A 26,199-nucleotide genomic window follows, 5' to 3' on the forward strand; every position below is an offset into this window, starting at 1 on the left:
GAGATTGCTGTGGCTTTCGTACAACTCGCCGAGGGCGAACTGCACTACCAAATTCAAGGGCCGCAACTCGATGACCCGACGGATGCGCCGGTGCTGGTGCTGTCCAACTCGCTGGGCACTGACCTGCACATGTGGGACGCGCAGATTGCGGCGTTCACCGAGCATTTCCGCGTGTTGCGTTTCGACACCCGGGGTCATGGCCAATCGCTGGTCACGCCGGGGCCGTACAGCATCGAGCAACTGGGCCATGACGTGCTGGCGCTGCTGGATGCGTTGCACATCGAACGCGCACATTTCTGCGGCCTGTCCATGGGCGGCTTGATCGGCCAGTGGCTGGGGATCAACGCCGGTCATCGCCTGAACAAACTGGTGGTGTGCAACACCGCGGCAAAAATCGGCGATCCGTCGGTATGGAACCCGCGCATTGAAACCGTGCTGCGTGACGGTCCGGCCGCCATGGTCGCCTTGCGTGATGCGTCGATTGCGCGCTGGTTCACCGCGGATTTTGCCGAAGCCAATCCTGCTGCCGCGAAGAAGATTACTGACATGCTCGCCGCCACCTCGCCTGAAGGGTATGCCGCGAACTGTGCTGCCGTGCGCGATGCCGATTTCCGCGATCAGCTGTCCTCGATCAAGGTGCCGCTGCTGGTCATCGCCGGCACCGAAGATGCGGTGACGCCGCCGTCCGGCGGGCACTTCATTCAGGAACATGTGCAGGGCGCCGAGTACGCCGAGTTCTATGCTGCGCACCTGTCCAACGTCCAGGCCGGAGCTGCATTCAGCGAGCGCGTGTTGGCGTTTTTGTCAGGTCATTGAGGGTTTTTTTGTGGACGAGAAACAACGTTACGACGAAGGCCTGAAAGTCCGCCGTGCAGTACTCGGTGACGCTCACGTCGACCGCAGCCTGAACGCGCTGACCGAGTTCAACTCGGAGTTTCAGGAGATGATCACCCGCCATGCCTGGGGCGACATCTGGACCCGTCCGGGCCTGCCGCGCCATACCCGCAGCCTGATCACCATGGCCATGCTGATCGGCATGAACCGCAATGAAGAACTCAAACTGCACCTGCGCGCCGCCGCCAACAACGGCGTGACCCGCGGCGAGATCAAGGAAGTGATCATGCAGAGCGCGATCTACTGCGGCATTCCGGCAGCGAATGCGACGTTCCATCTGGCGGAGTCGGTGTGGGATGAGTTGGGGGTTGAATCGCGGGAGTGATCTCAGGATTTGAGGGTGCCAGAACTGACGCCTTCGCGAGCAGGCTCGCTCCCACATTAGACCTCATTCTCCCTGGAGGAACTCGGTCAACTGTGGGAGCGAGCCTGCTCGCGATGGCGATGCCATGGCCTACACAGTAGCCACAATAAAAATCCGCTTGAACGGAAACAACGTGTGCCCATCGCTCTCCGGCGGGTAATGCGCATGCACGCGCATCAGGTAGTGGTAGATGAACCGCGCCTGTTCATCATCCTTCAGCCCCTGCATCACCGGCCTTAGCGCCGAGACTTTGACCCAGTCATAGATCGGCGACTTGCCGTCGACAACCTGTAGCTGCTCAGTCTCCCAGATATCCAGTTTCCGGGTGATCGGCGAGAGCAATCGGTAGTAACTTTCCAAAGACAACAGCGGCCGCGCAGCCATGGCCTCGCGCAACTGCGGGGTGCCGAGTGGTTTGCCACCGGGGCCTGCTTCTTCAAGGGTGTTGAGCATCAGTTGATACCACAGCGCATCCCGCCAGTCGGGCATGTGCGCCGCCAGGCATCCACCCGGATTGAGCTGGCCGAGCAGTCGCGGTAATAACTGTTCGTGACCACTGACGAAGTGCAGTACGGCGGCGGCGAACAGCAGGTCCGCCGGTTGTTCGGGTTGCCAGTCGAGTAGATCGCACTGTTTCCACAACGCCTTGATCGGCAGACAACGGGCTTCATCCAGCATTTGCTCCGAACTGTCGATACCCTGCAACTGCGCTCGAGGCCAACGCTTGGCCAAAAGTTGCGTGGCGATGCCGGTGCCGCATCCCAGGTCGTAGATGCGCTTGGGCTGTTTGAGTTCGACACGGTCGAGCAATTCATTGACCGGTCGTTGCCTGAGGCGGGAAAACTGCTGATACGCCTTGGCGTCCCAGTGGGTGCAGGCTTTCCCTGCCGATTCAAGTTTGACGCTCATGAGGTGACCCTCTCTGGCGGTTACAGTTGTCTTCCGATGACGTTCAGTGTTTTCAGGACAACCGCCACGCCTTTGCGCGTGTCCGGCTCGTTCAGCAATTTGATCAACGCATAGGCCCCCGGCGGCTCGGGAGCAGCGGCGACCTCGGCCTTGGCCAGGCGCACGGCGTTACTGACTGTCCAGGTGGCTGCCGTAGCGTTTTCGAACAGCCGCGCCAGTTTTTCCACCATCGCGGCGTCCAGCAGGTCGGTCATGTCCGAGACCAGCGATAGCACATCGACAATGTTGTCCAGCCGACCGCCGTCGATCAACGGCTGAATTTTTGCCATCAAGGCAGCGAGTCCCGGCGTCGCTGGCATGCCGGCAGCGCTGGTCGCCAGCGTTTCATCTGATAGGTTCGTCATTGTTTACGCCGCCCTGAGCGGATCAAAGCATTCCACGGGCAACCGCCCAGTACAGGCCACGATTGAAGCCATTTCTCAGCAGACCGCCGAGCTTGGTCGGCGGTGTCGGCAGGACGTCATGGGCGTAGTCGTACCACAGCGGCATACCGGCGTTGAGACCCATCTGGGCCACGGCCTGAACCCGTCCGTCGTAGACGCTATTAGGCGCACCAAGGCGAATCTCGGCGGTAATGTTGTTGGCGATGACCGGCGCCTGGTTATGGCAGGCACCACCGGCCTTGCTCACCGGCAGATCGACGGTGTCGCCAATCACGTAGACGTGTTCCAGGCCGTAGACCTGCAGGGTCTCGTGGTGGGTCGGCAGCCAGCCTTCGTTGTTGGGCGCTTGAGACACTCCGGACTCCAGCACCGCATCGACGGCGCGGATCGGCGGTGTCGCCATCAGGATGTCGAAGGGTTGCTCTTCGCCTTCTTCGGAGTAGGCGATTTTTCGCTCGGGATCGACACGGCTGAGGGTGAAGCCGCGTTGGAAGCGGATGTTCTTCTGCTCGAAAATGCCGGGCAGGATTTCCCCGGTGGGGCGTTGCAGAAACAGGCAGTTACGCAGCAACTGAGCCGTGGTCGGGTAGGTGTAGACGATTTCCACCTGGTCCCGCACGCCCCGACGACGCAGGAAGTCGTCGAGCATCAACGTCGTCTCTACCGGCGCAATGCCGCATTGGTGCGGCACGTTGGGTGTCTGCGGGAAAGACACCGTGATGAAGATCCGGCCTTTTTTGATCGTGCTCAGCCGTTCTGCCAACTGCCGGGCGGGCTGATACTGGTAGAAGTGGTCGCCGGCTTCTTTCAAGCCCTCGATGCGCTCCGGCGCGGGCACGCAACCGGTGGCAATGACCAGAAAGTCATAGCCATAACGCTTGCCGCTACGGGTTTTCAGGCATTGCCCGGGGAAATCGAAACCCGTGACCTCTTCGACGTAAAAGCTGATTTCCGGGCGCAACAGTGAACGTTCCGGGCGCTTGAGTTCTTCTTCAAAGAACTGATTGAACGCCACGTACATGAACGCAGGTTTGTAGTAGTGATCGGGGGAATTGGACAGTAGTGCAATCGAGACTTCGCCGCGCAGGATTTCTGGATACAGCTTGCTGGCCAGTTGATTGGCCAACATGGTTCCACCTACGCCGCCACCGACGATAACTATTCGCTTGCTCATACCTGACCTCCGTGGTCATGGCAGCTTCGCGTACAGCATCCGGAGATAACGGAAGAAAAAAGGGGCTCCTACATCAGGATGGAGAATTAAACACGCTTCCTGACTGTATCTGTGAACACTCAAAGTGCCAGTTTGTACCGACCAGCGGTGGGAGGCACGCGACCGCCTTAATCCTGCGGTCGCTGCCTGAACGTGGTTATAGCAAGCTGATCGGATAGCTGACGATCAACCGGTTCTCATCGAACTCGTTGTTGCTGAAGTCACGGCGAATAGTCGAATTGCGCCATTTGAGGTTGAGGTCCTTGAGCGCACCGCTCTGCACGGTGTAGCCCAGTTCGCTTTCGCGGCCCCATTCCTTGCCGTCGGTGATGGTGCCGGTGTGCACATTGTCGCCGCTGATGTAGCGGTTCATCAGGGTCAGGCCAGGAATGCCGAGGGCGACGAAGTTGTAGTCATGCCGTACCTGCCAGGATTTTTCTTTCGCATTGTCATAGCTGGCGTTGTAACTGTCGTTGGCCAGGGTGCCGCCGCTGGTGCCGTTGACCCGCATCCAGGCGTTGTCGCCGGTGAGTTTTTGCAGGCCGACATAGAAGGTGTTACCGCCGTATTTGGCCGAGAACAGGCCTGACCAGGTCTTGTTGTCCAGCTCGCCGGCCCGGGCGCTGCCGTCATCCTTGCCGTAGAAGAAACCGAGGTTGGCGCCCAGAGTCCAGTCGCCGATGGGCTGGCTGTGGATCAGATTCACGTATTGCTGGCTGTAGATGTCCTTGAGTTCGGCGTTCCACACACCGATCTGGGTGCGCTTCTCGTTGAAGGCGTATTCACCGCCCTGGAAGTTGAAACGGTCGGAAGTGAACGCCGGTTTTCCGGTCATCGACATGTCGTTCATGCTGCTGTCGTCACGCGGGCTGTTGGCGCGGAACTGGCCGCCGTAGAGCGTCAGGCCATTGATTTCCTTCGAGGTGATCTGACCACCACGGAAGGTTTGCGGCAGGGAACGACCGTCGTCCGAACGCAGGATCGGCAGCACCGGCATCCATTCGCCTACCTTCACTTCGGTCTGTGACAGCTTGGCCTTGAACGCCACATTGGTGCGCCCGAAGTTGTCCGCCGGGCGACCGTCGTGGTCCAGCGGCAGCAACTGCGTACCGCCCGTGCCTTTACCGCCATCGAGCTTCACCGAGTACAGCCCCAGCACATCCATGCCGAACCCCACGGTGCCCTGAGTGAACCCGGACTTGGCGTCGAGGATGAAGCTTTGTGTCCATTCTTCTGCCTTGCCCTGAGCTTTGGTCGGGTTGGTGAAGTTGCGATTGATGTAGAAGTTGCGCAGGTTCAGGTTGACCTTGGCACCTTCGACAAAGCCTGACTCCTCGGCCATGGCGGGCAGAGCCGTACTGGCCAGTGCAACGGCGATGAGGCTGGGGAACCAGTGTTGAGTATTGGAAGGTGTCATGTGCTCGGGTCTCTCTAGTTTTTAGGCGTGAAACGGGGCGCTGCCGCAACTTGGGGGGTTGCAGACCAAAATTTGAATTCGGGATAAAAACGAACGGGATCAGCCGGACAGGGCAGGGCGCGGGGGCATGGTGTCGAACCTGTTGTTATTGGTCTTGTACGACGAATGGTGCGGGGAATGTACCGGATGGTTCAATTGGCGAAAGCGGGTTTTGGGCGATTATCGAACGCCAAAATCAAAAGATCGCAGCCTCCGGCAGCTCCTACATTGGACGCGATTCCTGTAGGAGCTGCCGGAGGCTGCGATCTTTTGATCTTGAGCAACAAAAAGCCCACCAAAAGGTGGGCTTTTTGTTCATAGCGCTATCAGAACAACTTCATCTTCGGCGCTTCTTCTTTCAACGGCTCGTTCTTCGCCGTCTGCTCGTTCCAGCCACCGCCCAGTGCCTTGTACAGATTGACGGCACTGACCAGTTGCGCCAGACGGTCGGTGATCAGTACTTGTTGGGCACTGAACAGCTGGCGCTGGGCATCGAGGAAGGTCAGGTTGCTGTCGACACCAATGCGATAACGACGCTCGGCCAGACGGTAGTAGTCCTGGTTCGCGCTGACGAAATCACGCTGGGCATGCAACTGATCGGTGTAGGTCTGGCGGGCGGCCAGGCCATCGGCGACTTCCTGGAAGGCCGTTTGAATGGACTTCTCGTAGTTCGCCACACCGATGTCTTTCTGGATTTTTGAATAATCCAGGCTGGCGCGCAGGCTGCCGGCGTTGAAGATCGGCAGGTTGATCTGCGGCTGGAACAGCCAGGTGCCCGAACCGCCCTTGAACAGACCGGACAGGTCCGGGCTCAGGGTTCCGGCGTTGGCCGTCAGGCTGATGCTCGGGAAGAACGCCGCCCGTGCCGCGCCGATGTTGGCGTTGGCGGCTTTCAGGTTGTATTCGGCCTGGAGGATGTCCGGACGACGTTGCAGCAAGTCCGATGGCAGACCGGCCGGCACGTCGCTCAGCAGGTCGTCAGCCAATGGCTTGGCCGCTTGCAGATTGGCCGGGACGCCAGTGCCGAGCAGCAACACCAGGATGTTTTCATCCTGGGCGACTTGACGGGTGTACTTGGCCATTTGTGCGCGGGCGTTTTCCACCGAGGTACGCGACTGGGCCAGGTCCAGGGCCGAGGCCACACCCACTTCGTTGCTGCGGGCGGTGAGCTTGTAGCTCTCCTCGAATGCACCGAGGGTGTCCTGGGTCAGTTTCAGCAGTTCCTTGTCGGCCTGCCAGGTCAGGTAGGCGTTGGCCACACTGGCCACCAGGCTGATCTGGGTACTGCGTCGTGCTTCTTCAGTGGCGAAGTACTTCTGCAGCGCTTCTTCGCTCAGGCTGCGAACCCGACCGAACAGGTCGAGTTCATAGGCGCTGATGCCGACCGTGGCCGAGTAGGAACTGGTGATGTCCGCTTGGCCTGTCTGCGAGGCCCGAGCCGGGACTCGCTGGCGGCTGCCGGTGCCGTTGGCCGACACGGCCGGGAACAGATCGGCACGCTGGATGCGGTATTGAGCCGCAAAGGCGTCGATGTTCAACGCCGCGACACGCAGGTCACGGTTGTTTTCCAGGGCGACCTGGATCAGCTGTTGCAGCGCCGGGTCATGGAAAAACTGCTTCCAGCCCTGTTCGGCGGCAGCCTGGGCAGGCGCCTGGGCCGGCGAATACGCCGGGCCTTGCGGGTACTGGCCCGCCACCGGTGCTTCAGGCTGCTGATAATCGGGAATCAGCGAGCAGCCGCCGAGCACGAAAGCGGCAACAGCCAGGGAGAGTAGCGACTTGCTCATTAGCCAGCCTCTTTAGAAGGTTCTAGAGCGTCGTCCTGGTCAGCGATTTTGCGCTGCCCCATGGCCGACACGGTAACGAAAAACAGTGGGACCCAGAAGATCGCCAGGATCGTGGCCGTGAGCATACCGCCAATCACCCCGGTACCGATCGCATGCTGGCTACCCGAACCTGCACCCGTGGAAATAGCCAGTGGTACCACACCGAGGACGAAAGCGAGCGACGTCATGATGATCGGTCGTAAACGCATCCGGCAGGCTTCGACTGCGGCATCGCGCAGGCTACGCCCTTGTTCATGCAGTTCCTTGGCAAATTCGACAATCAAAATGGCGTTTTTCGCCGCCAGACCAATGGTCGTCAACAGGCCCACCTGGAAGTAAACGTCGTTGGAGAGTCCCCGCAGACTGGTTGCCAACAATGCACCGATGATCCCCAAAGGCACCACCAACATCACCGCGATCGGAATCGACCAGCTTTCGTACAGCGCTGCCAGGCACAGGAACACCATCAGCAGCGACAACGCGTACAGCGCGGGAGCCTGAGAGCCGGACAGCCGTTCTTCGTACGACAGGCCGGTCCAGGAAATACCGACACCGGCCGGTAGTTTCTTGGCCAGGGCTTCGACTTCCGCCATGGCTTCACCGGTGGAGTAGCCCGGAGCCGGGGCACCGAGGATTTCCATCGCTTCTACGCCGTTGTAACGCGAGAGCTTCGGTGCACCGTAGATCCACTCACCCTTGGCGAAGGCCGAGAAAGGCACCATGGTTCCCTTGGCGTTGCGTACATACCACTTCTTGATGTCTTCCGGGCTCATACGCGCACCCGGTTGGCCTTGCACGTACACTTTCTTCACTCGACCACGGTCGATGAAGTCGTTGACGTAGCTACTGCCCAAGGCGATCGACAGGGTGCTGTTGATGTCGGTGAGGGTGATGCCCAGAGCACTAGCCTTTTCGTCATCAATTTCCAGCTGGTACTGCGGCTCGTCGTTCAGGCCGTTCGGACGCACCTGGTAGAGCACCTTGCTCTGCGCGGCCATGCCGAGGAACTGGTTACGCGCTTCCATCAGCTTGTCGTGACCGATACCGGCACGGTCTTGCAGGAAGACGTCGAAACCGGTGGCGTTACCCAGTTCCAGTACCGCCGGAGGGGCGAAGGCAAACACCATTGCATCGCGGAAGGTGAAGAAGTGCTGCTGGGCGCGGGCAGCGAGTTTGAACACGCTGTTTTCCGCATCCCGCTGATCCCACGGCTTGAGCATGATGAACGCCAGGCCCGAGCTTTGGCCGCGACCGGCGAAGTTGAAGCCGTTGACGGTAAAGACCGAGGCCACGGCGCTCGATTCCTTATCCAGCAGGTAGGAGCGCATCTCATCGATCACCACTTGCGTACGCTGGGCGCTGGAGCCGGCCGGAGTCTGCACCTGAGCAAACAGTACACCCTGATCTTCTTCGGGCAGGAACGCCGTTGGAATGCGGGTGAACAGCCAGATCATGCCGACCAGGATGACGAGGTAGGCCAGCAAGTACGGGGCCTTGTTCGCGAGCATGTTGCCCACGCCACGTTCGTAGCTTTTGACGCCACGGTCGAAATTGCGGTTGAACCAGCCGAAGAAGCCGCGTTTCGGCGTGCCGTGCTCGCCTTTCGGAATCGCCTTGAGCATGGTTGCGCAGAGCGCCGGGGTGAAGATCAGCGCGACCAGTACCGACAGGGCCATGGCCGAGACGATGGTGATCGAGAACTGCTTGTAGATCACACCGGTGGAACCGCTGAAGAACGCCATCGGCAGCAGTACCGCCGACAGCACCAGGGCAATACCGACCAGCGCACCCTGGATCTGCCCCATGGATTTCTTGGTAGCCTCCTTGGGTGACAGGCCTTCTTCGCTCATGACCCGTTCGACGTTTTCCACCACGACGATGGCGTCGTCCACCAGCAAGCCGATGGCCAGCACCATACCGAACATGGTCAGGGTGTTGATGCTGAAACCGAATGCCGCGAGGATCCCGAAGGTCCCCAGCAGTACCACGGGCACGGTCATCGTGGTGATGACGGTGGCGCGGAAGTTTTGCAGGAACAGGAACATCACCAGGAACACCAGCACGATCGCTTCGACCAGGGTTTCAACCACACCCTTGATCGACTCGGTCACCACCGGCGTGGTGTCGTACGGGAACACCACTTCCATCCCTTGCGGGAAGAATGGCTTGAGGGTTTCGATGGTCTTGCGCAGGGCTTTCGCGGTGTCGAGGGCGTTGGCACCGTTGGCCAGTTTCACCGCCAGACCGGAAGCCGGTGCGCCGTTGAACTGCGCGTTGATGCTGTAGTTTTCACCACCCAGACCGACATCGGCGACATCGGACAGGCGCACTTGAGAACCGTCCTTGTTGACCTTGAGCAGGATCTTGTTGAACTGCTCGGCGGTCTGCAGACGGGTCTTGCCGATGATAGTGGCGTTCAACTGCTGGCCGGGTGCAGCAGGCAAGCCGCCCAACTGGCCGGAAGACACCTGGATGTTCTGCGCCGCGATGGCTGCTTTGACGTCCACTGGCGTCAGGTTGAAGTTGTTCAGCTTGGCCGGGTCGAGCCAGACACGCATCGCATACTGGGAGCCGAAGACCTGGAAGTCACCGACACCGGCGGTCCGCGAGATCGGGTCCTGCATGTTCGACACGATGTAGTTGGACAGGTCGTCCTTGGTCATGCTGCCGTCGCGCGATACCACGCCGATCACCAACAGGAAGTTCTTCACTGCCTTGGTCACGCGGATACCCTGTTGCTGCACTTCTTGCGGCAGCAGCGGGGTGGCCAGGTTCAGCTTGTTCTGGACCTGAACCTGCGCGGTATCGGAGTTGGTGCCCTGCTCGAAGGTCGCGGTAATGGTCATGCTGCCGTCGGAGTTACTTTCCGACGAAACATAACGCAGGTTATCGATACCGTTGAGCTGTTGCTCGATCACCTGCACCACGGTGTCCTGCACGGTTTGTGCGGATGCGCCAGGGTAGGTCACCTGGATCGCAATGGCCGGAGGCGCAATGCTCGGGTATTGGTTGATCGGGAGTTTGAGGATCGATAGTGCCCCGACCAGCATGATGACCAGGGCAATTACCCAGGCAAAAATCGGACGGTCGATAAAAAATCTGGACATGGTTTACTCCCCTTTGCCGCTGGAAGCCTTGTCAGCTACTTTTGCGGGGGCCGGGTTCTTTGCGCCAACGTTAGTCGCTTCACTGGCCTTTACTTCGACGCCAGGTTTAACGAATTGCAGCCCTTCGGTGATCAGGCGGTCGCCGGCCTTCAGGCCGTCTTCGATCAGCCATTGGTTGCCGACAGTGCGGCTGGCCTTGAGCTGACGCAGTTCGACCTTGTTGTCCGGACCGACGACCAGCGCGGTCGGGGTGCCTTTGAGATCACGGGTCACGCCTTGTTGCGGGGCGAGGATCGCTGCACTGTTCACACCGGCCTGCAATTGGGCGTGTACAAACATGCCTGGCAGCAGGGTGTGGTCAGGGTTGGGGAATACCGCACGCAAGGTCACGGAACCGGTGGTCTGGTCCACCGAGACTTCCGAGAACTCGAGTTTGCCTTCCTGTTTGTACTCGCTGCCGTCTTCGAGGGTCAGCTTGACCTTGGCCGCGTTGTCGCCGGATTTTTGCAGACGACCGCTTTCCAGTTCGCGGCGCAGTTCCAGCAGCTCTACCGAAGACTGGGTCACATCGACGTAGATTGGGTCCAGTTGCTGAATCACCGCCATCGCGTCGACCTGGCCGCTGGTGACCAGCGCGCCTTCAGTTACGGTCGAGCGGCCAATGCGGCCGGAGAGTGGCGCGTAAACCTTGGTGTAACGCACATTGATCTGGGCGCTTTGCAGGGAGGCTTCCGATTGCAACCGGTTGGCCAGGGCCGTGTCGTATTCCTGACGGCTCACAGCCTGTTCGCTGACCAACAGCTTGTAGCGATCCGAGATCGATTTGGTCTGTTGCAGGTTGGCTTCGGCGCTTTTCAGGGTGGCTTCATAGACGGCCGGATCGATCTGATACAGCTGCTGGCCGGCCTTGACGTCGCCGCCTTCCTTGAACAGGCGCTTGAGAATGATGCCGTTAACCTGGGGGCGAACTTCGGCGATGCGGTACGCGCTGGTACGGCCCGGAAGCTCGGAGGTCAGGGTGAAGGCTTGAGGTTGCAGAGTAACGACGCCGACCTGAGGGGGTGGTGCGGCAGGTGCCGCCTCTTCCTTTTTGCATCCGCTGAGCAGCGATGCCAAGGCGAGGGCGGTGACCAGAGCGGTAACAGCTGGCTTGAATTGCATGAAAATCCTCGGGTCAGGCGCGCAATTTGCGCACTAGAAATGTGGAAAGGTAAAAAATGTGCGCTGAGTGGATAAGTAGCTTGCTAAGGAATATACTTACGTTCATGGTTGTTTGTAAATACCTTGGCCGCGTATCCACACCATTACAAAAGCCGTTCAAGGGTTCGAATTGTAGGCCGGGGACGACGCCCAAGAACGCTCGCCCCACTTTTATTCAGCGGATGTTCAGACATCGCTGAAGCATCCTGATCGAGGTTGTACTGCCATGGTCCGTCGTACCAAAGAGGAAGCTCAAGAAACCCGCAGCCAGATACTGGAAGCGGCAGAAAAAGCCTTTTACGAAAGGGGCGTGGCGCGCACGACACTGGCGGATATCGCTACCCTGGCCGGGGTCACGCGCGGGGCCATCTATTGGCATTTCAGCAACAAGGCGGATCTGGTGCAGGCCATGCTTGATACCTTGCATGAGCCGCTGGAAGAAATGGCCAAGGCCAGCGAAAGCGAAGATGAACTCGACCCCCTCGGCTGCATGCGCAAGCTGCTGATTCATTTGTTTCATCAAGTTGCCCTGGATCCGAAAACCCGACGCATCAATGAGATTCTGTTTCATAAGTGCGAATTCACCGATGAAATGTGCGACCTGCGCCAGCAGCGCCGAGAGGTCAGCCTTGATTGCAATGTGCGAATCGCCCTGGCGCTGAGTAATGCGGTCAATCGGGGGCAGTTACCGGAAAACCTCGATACGGCCCGCGCAGCCATCAGCCTGCATGCGTACATTGACGGCATCCTGTATCAGTGGCTGTTGGCGCCCGACAGCTTTGAACTGCACATCGACGCCGAGCGTTGGGTCGATACAGGGTTGGACATGCTGCGCTTGAGTCCCAGCCTGCGCAAATGAAACAAAGTGTGTAATTGGATCAGTTTGTGTCAAGACTTGAAGCGGGGAATATCCCTGCGTCGCTCGCCTTTCTGTAATGGGGTGCTTTTATATACGTACGTTCGCCGGGTTGATAGGTAGCGAGCTACGTATTTTGTAGGGATTTTGTGTCGAGTGTGTGAATGAGTGTGAACGACCCGGGCTACAAGGGCGTCGAGCAGCCGATCAAGGGCATAGCGCTGATCTGTCTGGCGGTTTTGTTGTTCGCCAGCCACGACACGTTGTCCAAGTACCTGTCCAGCTTCTACCCGATCGTGATGGTGGTTTGGGCGCGCTACGTGGTGCACACCTTGTTGATGCTGGTGATTTTCGTACCGCGCAGTGGTTTTTTGGCGGTAGTGCGCACCAAGCGTCCCGGACTGCAGTTATTACGCGCCCTGTGTTTGATCGGCACCAGCTTGTTTTTCACCACCGGTCTGCGTTACATCCCCTTGGCTGAGGCCACGGCCGTCACCTTTCTTGCACCGTTATTAGTAACCGCATTGTCTGTACCGTTGCTGCATGAGCGGGTAACACGCAATCAGTGGCTGGCGGTACTGGGTGGATTTGTCGGCGTGTTGATCGTCGTGCGGCCCGGCGGCGCTCTGTTCACCCCGGCGATCTTGTTGCCACTGTGCTCGGCCTTGTGTTTTGGCTTCTATCAATTGCTCACCCGCCTGCTCAGCGGTATCGACAGCCCGACCACCAGCAACTTTCTGACCGGCATTCTCAACAGTCTGATCATGAGTGCGCTGTTGCCGTTCTTCTGGAGTACGCCGACGTTGCTGCACGGCCTGTTCATGATTGGCCTGGGCACTTGCGGCATGCTCGGCCACATGTTGCTGACCCAGGCCTTCCGCCATGCGGCACCGGCGATGCTGGCCCCCTTCAGTTACGGACAGATCCTGTTTGCCGGGATGTACGGGTATTTGATCTTTGACCATACCCCGGACAGCTTCGGCGTGATCGGGATTGCGGTGATTTGCCTCAGCGGTCTTGCGGTGGCCTGGGGACAGCGCAAGCGCTGACAAGATCGCAGCCTTCGATAGCGCCTGCATTATTCGAATGGCGTACACCCTGTAGCTGCCGAAAGCAGCGATCCTTTGATCTTCCATATGCAAAAGCCCCGGCTCTTTCGAGTCGGGGCTTTTGTGTTTCAAGGGGGGGCGCTTACAACACCGGGTAGTCGATGTAGCCGACCGGGCCCTTGGCGTAGAACAGTTCAGGACGCGCCTCGTTCAGCGGCGCATCGGCCTTCAACCGTGCCGGCAAGTCAGGGTTGGCAATGAATGGCACGCCGAAGGCCACCGCATCAGCCCTGCCGCTGGCGAGCCAGGCGTTGGCGCTGTCTTTGGTGAAGCGTTCGTTGACAATGTATGGGCCGCCGAATGCTTCTTTCAATTGTGGACCCAGGCTGTCGCCATCTTCTTTCTCGCGGGAGCAGATGAAGGCGATGCCACGTTTGCCCAGTTCGCGAGCGACGTAAGTGAAGGTCTCGGACAGGTTGTCGTCGCCCATGTCATGGAGATCGGCACGGGGCGACAGGTGCATACCAACGCGGCCAGCGCCCCAGATTTCGATCGCGGCATCGGTCACTTCCAGCAACAGACGCGCACGATTTTCCACGGAACCGCCGTAGTTGTCGGTGCGCTGGTTGGTGCTGCTTTGCAGGAACTGGTCGAGCAGGTAACCGTTGGCGCCGTGGATTTCCACACCGTCAAAACCGGCCGCCTTGGCGTTCTCGGCACCGACGCGGTAGGCGTCGACGATGTCGGCGATTTCAGCGGTTTCCAGGGCGCGTGGGGTTGGGAAGTCGGCCAGTGGGCGAACCAGGCTGACATGACCTTTTGGCTGAATGGCGCTCGGTGCGACCGGCGCTTCACCGCCCAGGTACGACCCGTGGGAAATACGGCCGACGTGCCACAGTTGCAGGAAAATCTTGCCGCCCGCGCCGTGGATCGCCTTGGTGACGTTAGCCCAGCCACGCACCTGATCGTTGGACCAGATACCCGGAGTGTCCGGGTAGCCGACGCCCATCGGCGTGACCGACGTGGCCTCGCTGAGGATCAGGCCGGCGGAGGCGCGTTGTACGTAGTACTCGGCCATCAGCGCGTTTGGCACGCGGCCTTCGTCGGCGCGGCAACGGGTCAGCGGCGCCATGATAATGCGGTTGGCCAACTCAAGGTCGCCCAGTTTGATCGGATCGAAAATAGTCGTCATGAAATAGCTCTCTTGTAGAGATCAGTTGGTAGCAGGGGCCAGTTCGGGATTGCCGCTCTGACGGAAAGTAATCAGGGTCACCAGCAGGGCGAGTACCGCCAGTGCGGCTGCCGCGAGAGGAACGCTGGTCAAGCCGAAACCGTGGGCGATGACGCTGCCACCGACCCAGGCACCCAGTGCGTTGCCGATATTGAAAGCGCCGATGTTCAGGGTCGACACCAGGTTCGGTGCGGCCTTGCCGTAGGTCACCACGTTCACTTGCAGGGCGGGCACGGCGGCAAAGCACGCGGTGGCCCAGAGGAACAGGGTGATTTCGGTAGGAATCAGCGCAACGCTGGTCCAGGTCAGTACGGTCGAGATCACCGCCATCGAGATAAAGACGCCGATCAACGTTGCGGCCATGCCTTTGTCAGCCAGCTTGCCGCCGATGATGTTGCCGACCGTCAGGCCCAGGCCGATGAGCATCAGGGTCCAGGTCACGCCTTTGGGCGAGACGCCAGTGACATCGCCGAGCAGCGGGGCGACGTAGGTGAACAGGGTGAATACGGAAGCTGCGAACAACGCGGTCATGCTCAGGGACAGCCAGATCCCGGCGCCTTTGAGGGCACGCAGTTCGGCGCGCATGTCGAGTTTCTCTTCATCGCGCTTGGCCGGCAGGAAGCGGATCAGGCCGATCAACGCGATCACACCAATCACGGTCACCGCCCAGAAGGTCGAACGCCAGCCGGCTTCCTGACCGAGCGCGGTGCCCAGTGGAACGCCGAGTACGTTGGCCAGGGTCAGGCCGGTGAACATCAGGGCCACGGCCGAAGCACGTTTGTTTGCAGGCACCAGACCTGCTGCCACCACCGAACCAATGCCGAAGAACGCACCGTGGCAGAGGGCGGTCACGACACGGGCGAACATCAGCACGTTGTAGTCGGTCGCCATTGCGCAGAGCAGGTTGCCGACGATGAAAATCCCCATCAACGCTACCAGCGCGGCCTTGCGCGGCAATCGAGAGGTGGCCAGTGCCATGAACGGCGCACCGATGGCCACGCCCAGGGCGTAACCGGTCACCAGCCAGCCGGCGCCGGGGATCGACACACCGAGGTCGGCCGCCACATCGGGCAGCAAGCCCATGATGACGAACTCGGTGGTGCCGATGGCGAAGGCGCTCAAGGCCAGAATGAGTAGCGAGAGGGGCATTGTTAATTCCTTGCCGGAGCGCTGAGCTCCTTGACGATGGCATCGAGGAACGCCTGAATCACGTCCTCGTTGCGTTTGAAGAAGTGCCATTGACCGGCTTTCTGGCTGCTGATCAGTCCCGCACGTTGCAAGTTCGCCAAATGGGCGGACACGGTCGACTGCGACAGGCCGCAGCGTTGATCGATCTGTCCGGCGCAAATGCCGTACTCGTGGTTGTGGATCTGTTCCGGGAACTGGGCTTTGGGATCTTTCAGCCAGATGAGGATGTCTCGGCGTACTGGGTGTGCCAGGGCTTTTATTATTTCGTCGAGGTCGATGGTCATGGTTTGGGCTCGTGATGAGTAAAACGCTATATCGCGATGAGGCGAACTTTAAATCGGTACTTCGCGATATACCAATATGATTTTGGTCTGACGACCTAGTAATTCGGTATATCGAGTTATAACGATATGTTGAGTGTAACGATACACAGGCGCAGTGCTAAGCTGCGCCCATGAACTATCTCGCACATCTGCACCTCGGTGGCCAGCGCCCCGGTCAATTGCTCGGCAGTCTTTATGGCGATTTCGTCAAAGGGCGGCTGCAAGGGCAGTTCGATCCGGAGATCGAAGCGGCCATCCAGCTGCATCGCAGCATCGATGTCTTTACCGACCGCCATCCGTTGGTGGACGTTTCGTTGTCACGGTTTTCCATGACCCGCAGGCGTTACGCCGGGATCGTGCTCGACGTGTTTTTTGACCATTGCCTGGCCCGGGACTGGACGCTGTACGCCGATCAGCCACTGGAACAATTCACTTCGGGGGTGTATCGGGTGTTGTCCGCCGAGGCGCAATTGCCGGAACGTCTGGCGCAGATCGCGCCGCACATGGTGGCCAATGACTGGTTGGGTTCTTATCGGGAATTCGCGGTGCTTGAGCAAGTGCTGCGGGGGATTTCACGGCGGCTGACGCGGCCCGAGGAACTGGCCGCAGCGATGCAGGAATTGCGGGTGTTGTATGAACCGTTAAGCGATGACTTCAGATTGTTCTATCCGCAGCTTCAGGATTTCGTGGCGCAGCGTGTGTAGCCAGGATCAAAAGATCGCAGCCTGCGGCAGCTCCTACAGAGATCGGCGTAGGAGCTGCCGAAGGCTGCGATCTTTTTTTCAGGCAGCGATCAACTCACCGGCACGTCGCGGTTCGGCAGGTTTGGCCACTTCCCCAAACAACGCCTTCTGCACCGCCTGCTGTGCCTCGAACGCCAATGCCGCACGCTCCCGACCTTCACACGCGATCGGCTTGAGCAAATGAATCTCCACCTCACCCCGATCATGGGCAAACAAGCGCATCAAGTGCGAGAGCAAATCATCATCGCCAATGAACGGCGCCAGTGAATCGAGCTTTCCGTCGCGCAGATAACGAATCGCCACCGGTTGCAACTTCACTTCGGAGTCGATCGCCGCAGACAGCAATCGACCGTGGAAAGTGCGCAACGAACGGCCATCGGTGGTGGTGCCTTCCGGGAACATCAGCAGCGGATGGTCCTGCTCCAGATGACGGGTCATCTGTTTGCGAATCAACTGGCTGTCGCCTGACCCGCGACGAATGAACAAACTGCCGGCCTTGGCCGCCAGCCAGCCCGCCACCGGCCAGGTGCGCACTTCGGCCTTGGACAGGAATGACAGCGGCGTGAGCATGCCCAGCAGCGGAATGTCAGTCCAGGACACATGGTTGCTGACCCAGAGCATCGGCGCCTTCGGCAATTCACCGTGCAGGGTCACGCGAAAGGGCAGGGCATTGCTCAGGCGCGCCATGAAAAATCGCGACCAGCGTTGGCGACGGACCATCGAATGAGCAATCCCCAAACGTTCGAACAACCCGAACAGACTGGCCATGCTCAAACCCAGCGCCACCACCACCAACACTCGCACAATCCGCGCGTACACCCGTAACTGACTCATCACACGGCCGCCTTGAAGTGCTTGGCATAACGCGGGCAGAGCTCGTCGCGCTTGAGCAGGATGAACACGTCGGCGACCTGGAAGTCTTCGTCCCAGCAAGGCTCGCCGCAGATCTTCGCGCCAAGACGCATGTAGGCCTTGAGCAGTGGTGGCATCTCTGCAATGACGTTGGATGGGATGTCGAGGCTCGGCAGCGGCTTTTTCGGTTCGGCCCGCAGGTGTTCAGTGCACAGGTAGCGTTCGCGCAGGCGCTGCATGATCGCGTGGGCCTGAATGCCGCCGTCCTGCATCGGGATGCTCGCGCAACCCATCAAGTAGCTGTAGCCGCCCTGGTTCAGCACTTCGGCCAGTTCGCCCCAGAGTACGGCGATGGTGCCGCCGTTGCGGTAGGCCGGGTCGACGCAAGTGCGGCCGATTTCCAGGATCGGGCCTTTCAGATGGACCAGGCCATGCAGGCTGAATTCTTCTTCGCTGTAGAACTTGCCCAGGCTGCTGGCGGCCGTGTGGTCGAGCAAACGGGTGGTCGCCACCAGACGCCCGGTGTTCAAGTCACGCACGCCGATGTGGGCGCAGTGAACATCATAGTCATCCATGTCCAGACCCAGCTCCGCGCCTTTCAGTTTGGCGTTGAATTCGCCGCTGAACACGTTGAAGCGCAAGGCCTGGGCTTCCTGCAAGGCCTCGGCGCCCACCAGGCGTTCGGCTTGCAGGCGGCGTTCATTGCCGGTGTCGCTGATGCGGGCGATCTGAGTCATTGCGAATCTCCGTACGGGCCGTTCACCCGTCGTGGGTTGCAGCCGATCGACTTTCTTTATGCAGCCGTGTTGTGCAAAGTCAGGCTATGTAGCCCCGGTGTCATCGCCATGAAGCTTTGGTGATGCTTATATGACAGCCCACGAGGAGCCTCTTATGCCCTGGCAAAACCTGCTGCGCCGCCGCGATCGTCTGCCCGCCAACCCGGATCTGGGCGAGGGTTTCGCGACCTTGTTGCACCAGTTGGGCAACGTCACGCCGTTCGAACTGGCGGTGGCCGGCGGGCGTTTGATGTCGACGCCGGGACTGGCGTTTCTGGTGGGCTATCAGGCGGCGTTGCGCGTGCTTTGGCCGAGCGCGCCGCTGAGCCTCGGCGCCTTGTGCGCGACCGAACAGCGCAGCCTGCGGGTGACGGACATGCAGACCCGTCTGCACGATTTGCGTCTGAGCGGGCGCAAGGATTTTGTCACCGCAGGCGATGCCGCTGATTGGCTGCTGATCGCGGCCCGCAGTGAAGCTCCCGACGAAAAACCGCGCCTGAGTCTGGCGGTGGTCTATCCCGATGAGCCGGGCGTGCGTCTGGAGAAACTGCCGGCGATCCCGTTGATGCCAGACATCAGCCATGGCCGGCTGTTTCTCGATAACGCTCAGTGCGAACTGTTGGCGGGGGATGGCTGGGATGCTTACATCAAACCGTTCCGCACCCTTGAAGACATCTATGTGCTGAGCGCCATGACCGCCTGGCTGTACGGCGTCGGTCAGGACAGCGACTGGCCGCAAGCCTTGCAACTGCGGTTGCTGGCGCTGTTGGCCGGGTGTGCGGAAGTCAGCCGGCAGGCGCCGAATAATCCGTCCGGGCATGTGTTGCTCGGTGGCTTGTTTGCGCAGTTCGATGGGTTCAAGGCTGAGGTGGCTCAGGCACTGGCCGATGGCCCGCAGCATTGGGCGGCGATGTGGCAACGCGATCAGGGCGTGTTGGATTTGGCGGCGGGTGCGCGGGGGAAGCGATTGGCCAAGGCTCTAGCGGGATCTTCGCTGGATTGACTGGCCCCTTCGCGAGCAAGCCCGCTCCCACATGGGACTGCATTTCAAATGTGGGAGCGGGCTTGCTCGCGAAGGCGGCCTGACGGGCGATACAAATTTCAAAACTGTCATCAACCGCGACTAGGCTCAGCAGGTTCATCCCTCCGAGCCCCCACCATGTCCAAAGGCTTGTCCCTGATTTTCGGGCTCCTGCTCAGCCTCTCGGCCCACGCCGAATACTGGCCTGCCGAGCAATGGTCGACCGGCCCGACAGTCACCGGGCCGGCGCTTCAAGCGCTGGAAACTTACGCCTTCCCACCCCGTGATGAGACCACCCGAAAAGGCATCCGCACTGACGCCTTGCTGGTGATCCGCGACGGTCAACTGATCTACGAACGCTACGCCGGCCCGACCACCGCCGACACCCCGCACCTGACCTGGTCCATCAGCAAAAGCCTGATGGCCACGGTCCTCGGCGTGGCCTATGGCGAAGGTCTGTTCAAGCTCCAGGACCCGGTGCAGAAATTTTATCCACCGCTGGAAAAGCACCCGACGATGACCATGGCCGACCTGCTGCATTGGGCCTCGGGGCTGGACTGGCAGGAAGACTATGAATACGCGCCGTTGAAATCCTCGGTGGTCGCGATGCTCTACACCCGCGGTCACCCGGACATGGCCGCGTTCACCGCCGATCACAGTGAATACGCCAAACCCGGTCAGGCATTCCGTTACTCCAGCGGTGACAGCAATCTGTTATCCGCTGCGCTGAAAACCATCGTCGGCCCGAGCCGTTATCCGGACTATCCATGGACGGCTCTGTTCGAGCCTTTGGGGATTCGCCACGCCGTTTGGGAAACCGACGCCACGGGGACCTTCGTCGCTTCATCCTATGCCTACCTCACCGCCAGGGATCTGGCCCGAGTCGGTCTGTTGATGGCCCGCGACGGTCGTTGGGGCGAGCGGCAGTTGCTGCCCAAGGATTGGGTCACGTTCAACCGCGAACCGTTCGCCCGCTATCAAGCCAATCAGGACGACGCCGTGCCCGGTGGCCATTGGTGGCTTAACCGCGCGGTGGATGGCGCGGCAAAACCCTGGCCCGCTGCACCCGCCGACACCTTCGCCGCGCTGGGCCATTGGGGTCAGGCGATGTACGTGATTCCCAGCGAAAACCTGGTGATCGTGCGCTACGGCGATGACCGCGACGGCAGCTACCGGCACAACGATTTGCTCAAACTCGCGCTCAAGGCATTTGCCGCGAAGGTGCAGCCATGAGCCGTCGCAGCTTTGTTCGTCGCCGACCGTTCAGCTCGCTGTTGTTGATCCTGGTGGTCGCCTTGCTTGGCTGGATCTGGCAGGAGCGCGTGGCGCTGTGGGCGTTCCCGGACATCATCAGCGCCTACACCGCCAAGGAATATTGTTCGTGCCGTTACGTGATGAACAACCCGGCCGAGTACTGCCACAGCTATGTGAAGCAGTGGCTGCCGACCAGTGGCTTTACCGATGACACTGCCAGCAAGCGCGTCACCGTCAGCGGCATGGGCCGCAGCAACAGCGCCGTGTGGATTGGTGAACGCCAAGGCTGCCGCCTGAATCCCTGAAACCCTTCTCAGGTTCCACGTGGTGGAACCACATTCGATTGTCCTCGCGTCGAACTCGCGGTTATCTGGCGGTGAGCGCGACCTGCCTTGATGTGTCGCGAAATCACTGCGAACAAAAAGAACGGGAATACACCCGGCCCGAGGACAATCGTCATGACCCGACATCAGCACATTCTTGCCTGGCTCAACGACGTGGCCAGCGACCTGCACGCCACACGCCAGGATATCCACGCCCACCCGGAACTTGGCTTCGAGGAAAACCGCACCTCGGCGCTGGTGGCCAAATCCCTCGCAGAGTGGGGTTATGAAGTTTACACCGGGATCGGCAAGACCGGCGTCGTCGGCGTCCTGCGCAACGGCAGCAGCGCACGCAAACTGGGGCTGCGTGCGGACATGGACGCCTTGCCGATCCTCGAGAATACCGGCGCGGCTTACAGCAGTCGGCATCAGGGCTGCATGCACGCCTGTGGTCATGACGGCCACACCACGATGTTGTTGGGCGCTGCGCGCTACCTCGCCGCGACCCGTCAGTTCGACGGCACCCTGACCCTGATTTTCCAGCCCGCCGAAGAAGGCCAGGGCGGCGCCGAAGCGATGCTCGCCGATGGCCTGCTGGAGCGGTTTCCCTGCGACGCGCTGTTCGGCATGCACAACATGCCGGGCTTGCCGGCCGGGCATCTGGGCTTCCGTGAAGGGCCGATGATGGCGTCCCAGGATTTGCTCACGGTGGTCATCGAAGGCGTGGGCGGACACGGCTCGATGCCGCATCTGGCGGTGGACCCGCTGGTGGCGGCGGCCAGTGTGGTCATGGCCCTGCAAACCGTGGTCGCGCGCAACATCGACGCGCAGCAGGCCGCCGTGGTGACCGTTGGTGCCTTGCAGGCCGGGGAGGCCGCCAACGTCATTCCGCAACAAGCCATCTTGCGCCTGAGCCTGCGCGCACTGAACGCCGACGTCCGCGAGAAAACCCTCGACCGCGTGCGCGCGATCATCGAATCCCAGGTCCGCAGCTTCGGTTGCAGTTCGAAAATCGAACATCGCCCGGCCTACCCGGTGCTGGTCAACCACGCCGCCGAAACCGAGTTCGCCCGGCAGGTCGGCGTCGAGCTGCTCGGTGCCGACGCGGTGGACGGCAACACGCCCAAACTGATGGGCAGCGAAGACTTTGCCTGGATGCTGCAACGCTGCCCCGGCGCCTACCTGTTCATCGGCAATGGCGTTTCGCGGCCGATGGTCCACAACCCCGCTTACGACTTCAACGACGACATCCTGCTGACCGGCGCGGCGTATTGGGGCGCGCTGACCGAGAGCTGGCTGAAGCCCGCCTGACGACCTCACTTTCTACTGCCGCTGGATCGGGCGCGCATCGTTGCGTCCGTTATCGCCCAACAGGTTTCTGGAGAGTTCCCCATGCAGACTTCGAGCACAGGCGTTTCGCGCACCCGGCAGGTGGTCGCCGCCGTTATCGGCAACGCCCTGGAATGGTATGACTTCATCGTTTACGGCTTTCTCGCGAGCATCATCGCCCGGCAATTCTTTCCGTCCGAGGACGAATACGCGTCGCTGTTGATGGCGCTGGCGACCTTCGGCGTCGGGTTTTTCATGCGCCCGGTGGGTGGCATTCTGTTGGGCATGTATTCCGACCGCAAAGGCCGCAAGGCCGCGATGCAGATGATCATCCGCCTGATGACGGTGTCCATCGCGTTGATCGCGTTCGCGCCGAACTACGCCGCCATCGGCATGGGCGCGCCGTTGTTGATCGTGGTCGCGCGGATGCTCCAGGGCTTCGCCACGGGCGGCGAATACGCCAGCGCCACGGCGTTTCTGGTGGAAAGTGCCCCCGCACACAAAAAGGGTTTGTACGGTTCCTGGCAACTGGTGGGGCAATGCCTGGCGGTGTTTTCCGGGGCGGGGATGGTGGCGTTGTTCACTCATCTGCTTTCCCCCGAGGCGCTGGATAGCTGGGGCTGGCGGATTCCGTTCATGATCGGTTTGTTGATCGGCCCGGTCGGGCTGTGGATTCGCAAGCACATGGAGGAGCCGGAAGAGTTTCTTGAGGCGCGCAAACAGGCCAAAGGCGCGAGCCCGAGCCTGCTGCAAGTGATCCGCGAACATCGGCGCAGCATTCTGGTGTCGATGGGCCTGGCGTGCGGCGCGACAGTGTCGTTTTACGTGGTGCTGGTGAACATGCCGACCTTCGCCCACAAGAACCTCGGCCTGCCGCTGGATCAGGTGCTGCTGGTGCAGATGCTCGCCGTTGCCGTGATGACAGTGATTATTCCACTGTCCGGCGCGCTGTCGGACCGACTCGGGCGGCGCCCGGTTTTGATGGCGTTCACTTTGGCGTTTTTCGTGATGGTGTATCCGCTGTACGTGTGGGTCGCGGCGGCGCCATCGGTGGAACGTTTGCTGGTGATGCAACTGTTGTTATGCAGCGCCATCGGTGGGTTCTTCGGCCCGGCGCCGACCGCACTGGCCGAACAGTTTCCGATCGAAGTGCGCTCCACCGGGGTGTCGGTGGCCTACAACGTCGCGGTCATGGTCTTCGGCGGCTTCGCGCCGTTGATTGTCACCTGGCTCAGCAAGGCGCTGGCGACCCCCGTGGCGCCGGCCTTCTATGTCCTGTTCGCTTGCGTGCTGACGCTGATGGGCACTTACTGCATGCACGAAGCGCCACGCGCTAAAAAATCCGAAGCACTTAATTTGAGGTGAAGCCTTGAGCATCAATCCGATTGTTGAAATGGACGCCGATGCGTTGTCCCGGGCGATTCACGCCCGCCGGGTATCCTGCCGTGAAGTGATGCAGGCCTACCTGGCGCAGATCGAACGCTTCAATCCGCAGGTCAATGCGCTGGTCTCGCTGCGCCCGGCCGAGGCGTTGCTGGCGGAGGCCGACGCCTGCGACCGGCAGTTGGATCAGGGCCAGTCCCGCGGCTGGATGCACGGCATGCCGCAAGCCATCAAGGACCTGGCGGCGACTGCCGGTTTGCGTACGACCATGGGCTCACCGCTGTTCGCCGAGCAGATCCCGCAACACGACGCGATCAGCGTGGCGCGGGTTCGCGACTGTGGGGCGATCATCATCGGCAAGACCAACGTCCCGGAATTCGGTCTCGGCTCGCAGACCTACAACAGCGTGTTCGGCACCACCACCAACGCCTACAACCCGACGTTGGTCGCCGGCGGCAGCAGCGGCGGGGCGGCGGTGGCGCTGGCGTTGCGCATGCTGCCGGTGGCCGACGGCAGCGACATGATGGGCTCGCTGCGTAACCCGGCGGCGTTCAACAATGTATTTGGTTTTCGTCCGTCACAAGGCCGCGTGCCTCACGGTCCTGCGCCGGAGGTGTTCGTCCAGCAACTGGCCACCGAAGGACCGATGGGCCGCAGCGTGACCGATGTCGCCCGCTTGCTCGGCACCCAGGCCGGCTATGACCCGCGCGTGCCGCTGTCGCTCACGCAGAGTCCGGATAGTTTTGGTGAAACGCTGGTGGCGGATTTCCGTGATGTGAGGCTGGGTTGGCTGGGGGATTACAACGGCTATCTGCCGATGGACGACGGCGTGTTGAGCCTGTGCGAATCGGCACTCGCGGACTTCGAAGCACTGGGTTGCCGGGTCCAGGCCTGCCAACCGGACTTTTCCATGGCGCGCCTGTGGCAGACCTGGCTGGTGCACCGACACTGGCTGGTGCAGGGCAGCCTCGGCGCGCTGTATGCCGACCCGCAGAAACGCGAAAAACTCAAACCCGAAGCTCAATGGGAGATCGAGGGTGGCCTGCGCCTGAGGGCGGCGGATGTTTACCAAGCGTCGGTCAGTCGCAGTGATTGGTATCGGGCCTTGAGCGAGTTGTTCGAACGTTACGATTTTCTGTTGTTGCCCACCGCGCAAGTGTTCCCTTTTGATGCACAAACCCCTTGGCCGCGCGTCGTCGGCGGGCAGTCCATGGACACCTATCACCGCTGGATGGAGGTGGTGATCGGGCCGACCCTGGCCGGTTTGCCAAGCATGAGTGTGCCGGTGGGATTCAGCCCGGCCGGGTTACCCATGGGCCTGCAAATTATCGGCCCGGCCCAGGCCGATCGGGCGGTGCTGCAACTGGCTTACGCCCATGAGCAACTGACGCAATGGGTCAAACGCCGGCCGCCGGGTTGTCTGCAAGACGACTGAGTTCACCGAGCAGGCCCGCATCTTGCTGCAAAAAGCGATCATCCATCCGGGCTAAGGGAGGTCGAATCCATGGACAGCAAGGCAGAAACCGGCAGCGTACGTTCCGTCGAGCGGGCGCTGGCCATCGTCGAACTGCTGGGCGAGCATCAGGCGTTGGGTCTGGAGGAGTTGCACTACCTGACGACACTGCCCAAGGCCACGGTGTCGCGGATGTTGCTGACTTTGCAGGAGCAGGGCTGGATTTATCGCGGTTTGAGCGACCGGCGTTATCGGCTGTGCGCCAAGCGTCTGTTCGGCGACAGTCAGCAGCGTTTCAAACGGCGACTGGTGGAAAGCGCCGCGCCGCTGTTGCTGGAGTTGAGCGAGCGCACCGGGCTGGTGGCGGACCTGTCGAGCTTCGATGGCGAGCGGGTCGAAGTCATGGAAAGCGCGATCCCCACGGTGCTGCGCAAGCGTTACCCGAACAACTGCCAGATCGTCGGCCAACACGCCAGCCTGTTTCATTCGGCCATGGGCCGGGCATGCCTGGGCGAACTGGACACCCAAGAAGTGGAGCGACTGGCCGGTCGTGAACGGCTGACCGATGAGAGCCTCTTCAGCGCCAGCGAGCAGGCGTTGCATCAGGGCTTCGGCCAGCGCACCGAAGGTTACTGGGAATACCCGGTGCGCCTGCCGTTCCTGATTCGGGCGGTGGCCTTGCCGCTCCATGCCGACGGCCGACTGGTCGGCAGCATGGCGCTGCACTGGCCAATGGATCAGGCACCGGTGGAACGGGTGTTGAGTCTGCACCTGAACAGCCTGGCCGCCACCATCGGCGATGTGCAGCACGCGTTGGCCTGACTCTTAAAAGATCGCAGCCTGCGGCAGCTCCTACAGGATCGGGTTCCATTCGTGGGCGCGCGATTGCATGGCCGCAATGCAATCCCATGTAGGAGCTGCCGCAGGCTGCGATCTTTTGATCTTCGCGGTTTGCAATGCGCTCACGGGCGGTTAAGGTTCCTGCAGGTTTATCTGCCCCACGAGT

General features: G+C 60.7%; 24 protein-coding genes. 12 read left to right on the top strand and 12 right to left on the bottom strand.

The genetic code is table 11. The features are described 5' to 3' along the window. The first annotated feature begins 9 nt into the window (after positions 1 to 9). Positions 10 to 816, top strand: a complete 807-nt coding sequence (gene pcaD, locus ACYZTZ_RS03590) for a 3-oxoadipate enol-lactonase (protein ID WP_461997232.1) — start codon at positions 10 to 12, stop codon at positions 814 to 816. Positions 817 to 826: 10 nt separating this feature from the next. After that, positions 827 to 1,219 (top strand): 4-carboxymuconolactone decarboxylase, encoded by a 393-nt coding sequence (pcaC, locus tag ACYZTZ_RS03595; protein ID WP_033060940.1) that lies wholly within the window; start codon positions 827 to 829, stop codon positions 1,217 to 1,219. A 129-nt stretch (positions 1,220 to 1,348) separates the two neighbouring features. Here pcaC and ACYZTZ_RS03600 read toward each other — a convergent pair whose 3' ends face one another. From ACYZTZ_RS03600 to emhA, 7 genes are all read right to left on the bottom strand, one after another. Further along, positions 1,349 to 2,167, bottom strand: a complete 819-nt coding sequence (locus tag ACYZTZ_RS03600; RefSeq protein WP_461997233.1) for a methyltransferase domain-containing protein — start codon at positions 2,165 to 2,167, stop codon at positions 1,349 to 1,351. Positions 2,168 to 2,187: 20 nt separating this feature from the next. Beyond that, positions 2,188 to 2,571 (bottom strand): DUF1641 domain-containing protein, encoded by a 384-nt coding sequence (locus tag ACYZTZ_RS03605; protein WP_461997234.1) that lies wholly within the window; start codon positions 2,569 to 2,571, stop codon positions 2,188 to 2,190. Between the two features lie 22 nt (positions 2,572 to 2,593). Then, a complete protein-coding gene (locus tag ACYZTZ_RS03610) occupies positions 2,594 to 3,784 on the bottom strand; it encodes an NAD(P)/FAD-dependent oxidoreductase (protein ID WP_461997235.1) in 1,191 nt (396 codons plus the stop codon). Between the two features lie 196 nt (positions 3,785 to 3,980). Continuing rightward, positions 3,981 to 5,240 (bottom strand): OprD family porin, encoded by a 1,260-nt coding sequence (locus tag ACYZTZ_RS03615; RefSeq protein ID WP_461997236.1) that lies wholly within the window; start codon positions 5,238 to 5,240, stop codon positions 3,981 to 3,983. A 365-nt stretch (positions 5,241 to 5,605) separates the two neighbouring features. Further along, the gene (gene emhC / locus ACYZTZ_RS03620; protein WP_046046200.1) at positions 5,606 to 7,066 is read right to left on the bottom strand and encodes an efflux RND transporter outer membrane subunit EmhC; all 1,461 of its coding nucleotides are present in this window, start codon (positions 7,064 to 7,066) and stop codon (positions 5,606 to 5,608) included. Further along, positions 7,066 to 10,212, bottom strand: coding sequence for an efflux RND transporter permease subunit EmhB (gene emhB / locus ACYZTZ_RS03625; RefSeq protein WP_461997237.1), 3,147 nt, complete (start codon positions 10,210 to 10,212; stop codon positions 7,066 to 7,068). The genes emhC and emhB overlap by 1 nt, the downstream gene beginning before the upstream one ends. Before the next feature lie 3 nt (positions 10,213 to 10,215). Beyond that, positions 10,216 to 11,373 (bottom strand): efflux RND transporter periplasmic adaptor subunit EmhA, encoded by a 1,158-nt coding sequence (emhA, locus tag ACYZTZ_RS03630; protein WP_461997238.1) that lies wholly within the window; start codon positions 11,371 to 11,373, stop codon positions 10,216 to 10,218. Between the two features lie 265 nt (positions 11,374 to 11,638). Here emhA and emhR point away from each other — a divergent pair, with 265 nt between their 5' ends. Together emhR and ACYZTZ_RS03640 are read left to right on the top strand one after the other, a co-directional pair. Continuing rightward, complete coding sequence (gene emhR / locus ACYZTZ_RS03635; RefSeq protein ID WP_150654912.1) at positions 11,639 to 12,271, top strand: efflux system transcriptional repressor EmhR; 633 nt, start codon at positions 11,639 to 11,641, stop codon at positions 12,269 to 12,271. Positions 12,272 to 12,432: 161 nt separating this feature from the next. Then, a complete protein-coding gene (locus tag ACYZTZ_RS03640; RefSeq protein ID WP_461997239.1) occupies positions 12,433 to 13,317 on the top strand; it encodes a DMT family transporter in 885 nt (294 codons plus the stop codon). Between the two features lie 142 nt (positions 13,318 to 13,459). On the opposite strand, the gene ACYZTZ_RS03645 is transcribed toward ACYZTZ_RS03640, so the two are convergent. Genes ACYZTZ_RS03645 through ACYZTZ_RS03655 form a run of 3 tightly spaced genes read right to left on the bottom strand, consistent with a single transcriptional unit; the run spans position 13,460 to position 16,020 of the window. Then, positions 13,460 to 14,509, bottom strand: coding sequence for an alkene reductase (locus ACYZTZ_RS03645; protein WP_056739351.1), 1,050 nt, complete (start codon positions 14,507 to 14,509; stop codon positions 13,460 to 13,462). Between the two features lie 21 nt (positions 14,510 to 14,530). Beyond that, entirely contained in the window at positions 14,531 to 15,697 is a 1,167-nt protein-coding gene (locus ACYZTZ_RS03650) for an MFS transporter (RefSeq protein ID WP_008152916.1), read from the bottom strand. Between the two features lie 2 nt (positions 15,698 to 15,699). Continuing rightward, on the bottom strand, positions 15,700 to 16,020 hold the full coding sequence (locus ACYZTZ_RS03655) for an ArsR/SmtB family transcription factor (RefSeq protein WP_056739353.1): 321 nt from the start codon (positions 16,018 to 16,020) through the stop codon (positions 15,700 to 15,702). Between the two features lie 170 nt (positions 16,021 to 16,190). Here ACYZTZ_RS03655 and ACYZTZ_RS03660 point away from each other — a divergent pair, with 170 nt between their 5' ends. Beyond that, complete coding sequence (locus ACYZTZ_RS03660) at positions 16,191 to 16,763, top strand: acyl carrier protein phosphodiesterase (protein WP_461997240.1); 573 nt, start codon at positions 16,191 to 16,193, stop codon at positions 16,761 to 16,763. A 78-nt stretch (positions 16,764 to 16,841) separates the two neighbouring features. Here ACYZTZ_RS03660 and ACYZTZ_RS03665 read toward each other — a convergent pair whose 3' ends face one another. After that, positions 16,842 to 17,636, bottom strand: a complete 795-nt coding sequence (locus tag ACYZTZ_RS03665) for a lysophospholipid acyltransferase family protein (protein WP_461997241.1) — start codon at positions 17,634 to 17,636, stop codon at positions 16,842 to 16,844. Further along, on the bottom strand, positions 17,636 to 18,391 hold the full coding sequence (olsB, locus tag ACYZTZ_RS03670; protein ID WP_008152922.1) for an L-ornithine N(alpha)-acyltransferase: 756 nt from the start codon (positions 18,389 to 18,391) through the stop codon (positions 17,636 to 17,638). Before olsB ends, ACYZTZ_RS03665 begins: the two co-directional genes overlap by 1 nt. A 154-nt stretch (positions 18,392 to 18,545) precedes the next feature. On the opposite strand from olsB, the gene ACYZTZ_RS03675 reads away from it, so the two are divergent. The 7 genes from ACYZTZ_RS03675 (at position 18,546) to ACYZTZ_RS03705 (ending at position 26,015) form a co-directional block, all read left to right on the top strand. Further along, on the top strand, positions 18,546 to 19,433 hold the full coding sequence (locus tag ACYZTZ_RS03675; protein ID WP_461997242.1) for an acyl-CoA dehydrogenase middle domain-containing protein: 888 nt from the start codon (positions 18,546 to 18,548) through the stop codon (positions 19,431 to 19,433). 156 nt (positions 19,434 to 19,589) lie between these two features. After that, on the top strand, positions 19,590 to 20,684 hold the full coding sequence (locus ACYZTZ_RS03680) for a serine hydrolase domain-containing protein (protein WP_461997243.1): 1,095 nt from the start codon (positions 19,590 to 19,592) through the stop codon (positions 20,682 to 20,684). Beyond that, the gene (locus tag ACYZTZ_RS03685) at positions 20,681 to 21,010 is read left to right on the top strand and encodes an amidase (protein ID WP_461997244.1); all 330 of its coding nucleotides are present in this window, start codon (positions 20,681 to 20,683) and stop codon (positions 21,008 to 21,010) included. The genes ACYZTZ_RS03680 and ACYZTZ_RS03685 overlap by 4 nt, the downstream gene beginning before the upstream one ends. Positions 21,011 to 21,163: 153 nt before the next feature. After that, on the top strand, positions 21,164 to 22,339 hold the full coding sequence (locus ACYZTZ_RS03690) for a M20 aminoacylase family protein (protein ID WP_461997245.1): 1,176 nt from the start codon (positions 21,164 to 21,166) through the stop codon (positions 22,337 to 22,339). Positions 22,340 to 22,420: 81 nt separating this feature from the next. Continuing rightward, on the top strand, positions 22,421 to 23,722 hold the full coding sequence (locus ACYZTZ_RS03695; protein WP_461997246.1) for a citrate-proton symporter: 1,302 nt from the start codon (positions 22,421 to 22,423) through the stop codon (positions 23,720 to 23,722). Positions 23,723 to 23,726: 4 nt separating this feature from the next. Beyond that, positions 23,727 to 25,175, top strand: coding sequence for an amidase (locus tag ACYZTZ_RS03700; RefSeq protein WP_461997247.1), 1,449 nt, complete (start codon positions 23,727 to 23,729; stop codon positions 25,173 to 25,175). 69 nt (positions 25,176 to 25,244) lie between these two features. Continuing rightward, a complete protein-coding gene (locus ACYZTZ_RS03705; protein ID WP_140677485.1) occupies positions 25,245 to 26,015 on the top strand; it encodes an IclR family transcriptional regulator in 771 nt (256 codons plus the stop codon). Positions 26,016 to 26,199: the final 184 nt, after the last annotated feature.

It is taken from the genome of Pseudomonas sp. LB3P58, assembly GCF_054897895.1.